The sequence below is a fragment of the Bradyrhizobium sp. Ken51 genome (assembly GCF_055807435.1).
This window is the reverse complement of record NZ_JBVVPB010000078.1, coordinates 1-6252: the sequence shown is the minus strand read 5'-3', so window position 1 is coordinate 6252 and position 6252 is coordinate 1. Positions and strand designations below refer to the sequence as shown.

4 protein-coding genes and 1 pseudogene are annotated in these 6252 nt (G+C 58.3%); 1 reads left to right on the top strand and 4 read right to left on the bottom strand.

Annotated elements, in window-relative coordinates; all coding sequences use genetic code 11:
* Both AC0L27_RS40515 and AC0L27_RS40510 read right to left on the bottom strand, forming a co-directional pair.
* Positions 1-239: hypothetical protein (locus AC0L27_RS40515; RefSeq protein ID WP_473323626.1), on the bottom strand; the 239-nt coding region annotated here is incomplete at its 3' end.
* A 673-nt stretch (positions 240-912) separates the two neighbouring features.
* Positions 913-1742 (bottom strand): annotated as a pseudogene (locus AC0L27_RS40510) (transposase); the annotation flags it as partial.
* 820 nt (positions 1743-2562) lie between these two features.
* On the opposite strand from AC0L27_RS40510, the gene AC0L27_RS40505 reads away from it, so the two are divergent.
* The gene (locus tag AC0L27_RS40505) at positions 2563-3654 is read left to right on the top strand and encodes an amino acid kinase family protein (RefSeq protein ID WP_473323625.1); all 1092 of its coding nucleotides are present in this window, start codon (positions 2563-2565) and stop codon (positions 3652-3654) included.
* 1843 nt (positions 3655-5497) lie between these two features.
* Here AC0L27_RS40505 and AC0L27_RS40500 read toward each other — a convergent pair.
* Positions 5498-5737 (bottom strand): hypothetical protein, encoded by a 240-nt coding sequence (locus AC0L27_RS40500; RefSeq protein WP_473323623.1) that lies wholly within the window; start codon positions 5735-5737, stop codon positions 5498-5500.
* A gap of 119 nt (positions 5738-5856) precedes the next feature.
* Entirely contained in the window at positions 5857-6180 is a 324-nt protein-coding gene (locus AC0L27_RS40495) for an aminotransferase class III-fold pyridoxal phosphate-dependent enzyme (protein ID WP_473323628.1), read from the bottom strand.
* Positions 6181-6252 lie beyond the last annotated feature (72 nt).

Here is a 6252-nt window from a genome sequence, read left to right as displayed (position 1 = left end):
GGCTCCAGCTCCTCGGCGAAATGGCAGGCCGCCCAATGGAGCGGTTTGATCTCGCGTAGTTGCGGCTCTTGCTGCGCAGATGTGCGTAGCCATCCAACACCTTGTACGGACACCGAGATCGCATTGGTGAACTCATCAGTGAGGTCGGCAATCGACGATGTCGCTCTGGAACCCTCGCATTCTACTTGACCAAACTTGCACGATTGGGTGGCTACCTGGCCAGGGCCGCCGATCCGCACCCGGAAATGTCTGGCGCGGACTCTCCAGACTCACCGATATCGAACTCGGCGCCGAAATCGGAGCGGCTGGAAAATGCGGGTAATTGAAAGCCTCACCGGATGCTTACGTTCCGCCGGCTCGATAGGATCGCTGAGGTGAGGGCCGACGCATTCGCCCCGCGAAACGCGTTCGGTTTGCACCAACTTCGATATTCTCGCGGTCTACTTGCACCTCATCTCTTTGCGCATTCTGGAGAAAAGAGTACCTGGAATTCATGTGCTCTCTCTTTTGTTTCGTTACCGCCAGTGTTCTCTTGTAGTTTGCATATCACGTTGTCCTAGACGAGACAACTTTCGTAAGCTGGATTGGCTTCAGCGCCGATCTACGCTCTGTCTATCGCGGCTCCCTGCCGCTCTTCGTGTTCGGCCGGCTGGGCGCCCGCGATCGAGTACTCCTCACTCACAGCACTCAAGCAGCGCGTGATGTGCTCGATAGATAGTTTTCATCGAGCTCTACCCCATGGCGAGGCGGAATGTGGATATAGCGTCACCACATGCACCGACGCCTTCATCGCGCGGCTCGGGACCACGTGAGGATTCCATCGTGTTTTCCAACAGAGGAGAGTGTCTCCGAACGAGACGCTATCGCCAACATTTTGGTCAGGGGCCGGGTTCAGGTGGCGGCGGTTATGAGCTAACGGTCGGTCGGCGTGGCAATGACCTCGATCCCGTTGTTGAACCGTCACACCGAGAATGAGTGTTTGGCAACTGGTTGTGGCCGCCGAGACGACAAGTTTTTTCTGGGCTCCCTCGGCAAATTTGAAGACCGTCACGAGCGCGGTCTTGTTGGATAGGCAGCCCTTCGATCGGATCGTGCGGTGGCACACGGTGACGAAGGCGCTTTCGAAGGGGGTGGTCGTGCGCAGGTGTTTCCAATGCTCGGCCGGGAAGTCGTGGAAAGCCAGCAGCCTATCTAGATCTTTGTGCAGGCAGTCCGTCGGCTTCTCGTATTTCGGCGTATAGCTCTCGATGAAGGAGCTGCGAGGCCAAGTCGAGCCCGCGCGGCTTCTATCGAGCAGGAGATTGCGCCGATTGTGCGCGCTCTCCGGATACCATCGGTGAGCCGACCGTTCCTTGCGGCCCTCCGGGATCGCGCCGATCAGCACGAAACTGCATGCTTTTCGTCTTCGAGCGGGCTTCGAGATTAACGCCATCAGCTCAGATGTAGGACCGAACGCTTGGCCGAAAGTCGCGCCTCTGTCAGGGGGTATGCTCGTCGAGCAGCCGTGCTTCAGGCAGCCGACGGCGGAGGCCCACCACCCGGCGGCATCCTCGCAAGCAGCGTCGCCAGCGCCGCGGAGAAGTCACCGGTCGAGCCAGCGTCGAGACGCGGAGGCGAGGATCGGGAGCGGCGGCCTCGCGATCGCGTAGATGCGGCGGGCGGACGGCGACCGGACCGATACCGTCATCACCTTCGCGCTCCAGCAGGTGGCCATGACGAACGATGCGGTGGTCGGCCGTCTGGGGTCGTCAAATCGGCATGCTGTCGGAGAAAGTATGCGACCACGACAGTCTTAGCGAGAAAGGTGCCCCCATTGCGCAAAGACTTCTGTGAGGTGGTCCTTCAAGATGCCGGTTGTATGGGCCACCTTCGGTTGTAGCTACGTCTCGAGAGGCGTGATCTCAGGCTGCAATGAGTGCAGCCCCTCTTCACTTCCGCCGGGGAGGGGTTCGCCATCGGCAGGTCCTTGCAGCCGTTGCGATCAGACGCCTGGTGCAACTCCTTTTTCGCAGCTGTGTGAAAAGCAATTCCTCACTGAAGCGCGTGGCCGGCCATAGTCGGATGAATGGAGATCGGGACAATATGATCTGCTGTGCCCGCAGCAATCGTCGCGCGCGTCGGGACGATGACTGCGGTATTCTCCCCCGCAGCGCAGCGTCAAGCCGCGGCGGCGCAGCTCGGCATGGATGTGTCCCCATTCCGGAAGCGAGTTCCTCGGATGAGGCAGCTGATGCGGGCCTGGCGCCGCGCGGTGGAGTATTCCGAAATTGCTGTGCGACGACTCCGACGAGCGGGCGATCACCGATCGCTCACCCCAGGCATACTTCGAGGGGCTGGCCGCTTTTGATCGGATCTTCCGTGGAGATATTTGCGGCTTTGACTCTGGTCCGCAATCGTCGTTCCTAATCACGTGGGGCCTCGATGGACGGCACTCTCATTCCTAGTAGGTGCGTGCACCTGTGCGACTGGCTAACGTGCCGCTCGCAATCAGGTACGATTAATCCCGGACGCACGTGCGTGAGCCCCTGCGTTCATCAGATGCTTGCGCAAGGCTAGTTCGCTATGACAGTCAGAATCATGAAGTTCGGCGGCTCTTCGTTTCGTGATGCAGATTGTTACCGGTCAGTTGCTGCGCACATAGCAAGCAGAATCGCCAATGATTCAGATCAAGCTGTTGTCATAGTAAGCGCGATGCACGGAGTAACAGAGTCACTAAAAAGGCTGACGTTGTCTGTAAATGAACAATGCGACGGCGCCGCGTCGGACGCTGTCCTGACGACAGGTGAGATTGTTTCCGTCGGCTTACTTGAGACTGCGTTGGAGAGACATTCGGTTCCGGTATCATCGCTGTTTGGTTATTCGTTGGGAATCCAAACCTCCGCCGGGTTTAATCGAGCATGCATTGAAAATATTGACAAGACTCCGCTTCTTGGTGCCCTGCAGGTGAGCCGAGTGGTGATACTTGCCGGCGCCCAAGGCGCAGATAAGAGCGGGCGCGTGTCAATGCTTGGCCGTAATAGTTCTGATTTGACAGCTGTGGTCGCGGCGGACATTGTCGGAAGTCGTTCCTGCGAAATATATTCGGATGTATGCGGCGTCTATACATGCGACCCGCACCTCGTGAGGGGAGCAAGGCTGATCCGCGAAATCTCCTATGCAAGTGTCAGTCGGATGGCACGCTTTGGTGCTAAAGTGCTTTATCATAGAGCGGTTGAGTACGCTTCTACCCGTGACATTGTGATCTCTTGCAAGTCGTTGGTGCCACAGGAGATTGTCGGCACGCTGGTAAGCGGCGTAGGAGACGCGGGAATCGTTGTGATCAATACCTCAGCAAAAAAGGTCAAATTCGCTGGCTCTTCTGAGCAGCAGGTAGCGCTCGCTCTACTGGACGCGCTCGACATCACGTGGGTCAAGGTGACTCAGGATGAAGGATTTGAGGTTTACTTAAGCCACGACGCAGACTTTGCCATCAGGAGGTTTGCAATCGCAGGAATAAACCTTCTGGATATCTCGCAAATGGTGTTAGTTACTCAGATCGATCAGGGTAGACAAACGGTCTACGAACTTAAGGATATCGAATCCGCCGTCTCTTGCGCGCAAAGACTACACGCGGCTCTTTACCCTCAGAAGGAGCTACCGGCTGTAAGGCCGTGACTACCCGAGTGTAACTTGACACTCTCACGCGGATTGTTCCGGACGGGCCGATCACCGGATCGCCATGGACCATAGCAGCAATCATCGCCGCGACCCCGCCCGAAATGGTGATGCCTTACGACAACTCCGTATGGAGAGCTTCTTCACAGCCTCGATAATGTTTGCGGAGGTGCCGTTACGCTGCCCGCGTCGGCGCTTGCGCTCGCGTCACGTTCTCCCTGTGAACGCCGCCCACCCATGGACGATGAGGACCATCTCAAAGGCTGTATCGTCGACATCGGCCACGACCTCATGGATGAGGGTGCACACAATGCGCTTCTTGAAGCGTGCGTCCGTTCTCGGCGCCTCCCAGAGCCTTTTGAGATTCGAGAACGCCGAGCGAAGCTGGATCGGCAATGGGTGCGGACGTCGCCGCATCATGCATAGCGATCCTGCCCTCGAGCTCCTCCGCGTGAGCGAGCGCCTTTTTCAGCGCGCTTCAAACGCGCCGCCACCAGCGCGTTCGCGGGGTCAGCGGCATTGTATAGCCAGAAGGCCCGATCGGCGGCACAGCGCCCGCCCGAACCGACAAGGCCTTGCAGTGCTTCCGCGATTGCATCATGGACGCGCAATCCGCCGAAGACGGAAGCCAACCAAGGAGGCATGTCATTAACAGCGCCTCTATTCTGCACGTCACTCTTCCGGCGTCTGATCATCGCCGTTTGGAACGGCTCGCGCAGGTGCGCAGATCAAGGCGACCTGGACGCCCGCTTTCTGTTGAATGAGATCAACCTTGCGGAAGTTTCCCCTGACAGCGAAGGCAGATTGGACAGCATCGTCACCACGGGTTGATGGGTGACGTTCCGGATCAACTGGGGCTTCCCGCGCGAGACGAGGCAATTGGCGTACCACTCCGCGTCCGAGCGAACACAAATCCCCGTGGTGTCATCGTTGGGCGCAGCGTTGGTGGGCTGAAGGTCGGGAAGCGAAACTCCCTTTTTGAGTGCAGTGCGCACCAACGTCGTCGGATCGAACGCGTCAGTCGAGCCGGCCTGGATGATGTTGTTATGCCTCTGTTTAGCAATCCGGCTGGGGTGGCGAAAGGCTCTTGGTGACGATGATCCGAGACCATCAGCCGCTTAGAAAGGAGAAAAGGTGATGAGCAAGACCTATCGCAGGCCCAAGCCTGAAAGCGCGTGATGCACGATGAGGCTACACCTCTAAACGCCCTGACCAGTTCGAGCGCGCGCTCTTCCCGCGCGTGGCTCATTTTCCTGCACAGGAAATAGAACGTGCAAGCGTAGTGGCGGACAATTCCGATCTGCCGGGCGTGGTCAGCATGGGAGCGCAGGTTCGGTACTGCGACGGCAAGCGAATCGCAGACGTGAAGGGCCGTGATCCGCCCCGCGCGTCCGGCCGCCGCGATATCGGCGCTCGAACGCCAATCCCACCAGACGTGATAGACGTCCATGGCGGCTCCAATTCCGCCCTGATGCGAAGGGCCGAGCGTCTCGCAAAGGCCAGAGCTTCGCCCAGGCCGGTTATGCATGAGCGATCACCTGCGTACATCGGATGAAGAGGCTCTACCGCAAGCCCAACTTCGGCAGGCTGCCGGCGGCGCCGTACTGCTACTCCCGCGACCGCATAAGGCCAGTATCCGCAGGGGCACCTGGCCCGTATGCCGGCATCCTGCAGGGGCGCCTATGACGGGCACAACCAGCTGTGTCTGCCCCGGAGGGTCCCCGCTTCCTTCGTTGTGGTGCACGCCAGGGGACTGCAATTACAGCCCGATCTCCGTCGTGACTCCCAGCTTCCCCTCTCCGGGCCGAGACTGCTACGACTTCGGAAGACCCGATGCTGCAAGTTAGGACCGGCTGCGGCGCATGGTTTCAGCAGACTCCTCGAAAATTGCCAGGCCTTCATTCAGAGTCTCGCGGTCAATCGTGAGTGCGGGCAAGCTTTTTACCCGATCATCTGGCCCACATCGTTCGATCATTAATCCTTTTTCAAATGCCTTTACGTGTGATCGTGTCCGGTGTTTGCGCCGCAAGGCAGTCAAAACCAAACACCATGCCGCGCCCCCGAACAGCGAAACGATTTCCATTTAGCTGCAACGGCTAGAAGTTGGCGATGTAAAAAATCCCCGTGCACTTGACCTGTCGCGCGAAGAGTTCATCGCGCCAGCACATGTCGATTGCCGTGGTTGCCGCGACGAGCGCAAGGTTATTTCCCCGAAACGTTCCCCGTGTGCTCTCCCGGTGCCCATCCATCGAGTTCGTCCTTGATCAACAGCATTGGGAGGGGAAGACCGTAGTCACTTATTGATTTCGACAGCACGACTACGTCGGGCGATAAGGCTGCAATCTCCAAGCTAAAAAAGTCGCCCGTGCGACCACAGCCCATCTGAATGTCCTCGATTATGAAGAAAGCGCCAACATCTTTCGCGATCGTCTGCACCGATCTCAGCCATTGCTCGGACGCTACATTAATTCCACCTTCTCCCTGCACCGTTTCTAGCAGAATGGTGACCTGCCGCTGAACGTTCATCCATTGGCGATTAGAGTCTCGGCGGATCTTACGCCGTTTGGCGCGGGGTGAACAACGTGCGATCGGCGGAGC

What these genes read in the sequence shown, in the direction of transcription:
- AC0L27_RS40505 (WP_473323625.1), top strand. Translation starts at nt 2,563, where the DNA reads ATGACAGTCAGAATCATGAAGTTCGGCGGCTCTTCGTTTCGTGATGCA.
- AC0L27_RS40500 (WP_473323623.1), bottom strand. Translation starts at nt 5,737, where the DNA reads ATGGAAATCGTTTCGCTGTTCGGGGGCGCGGCATGGTGTTTGGTTTTG.
- AC0L27_RS40495 (WP_473323628.1), bottom strand. Translation starts at nt 6,180, where the DNA reads ATGAACGTTCAGCGGCAGGTCACCATTCTGCTAGAAACGGTGCAGGGA.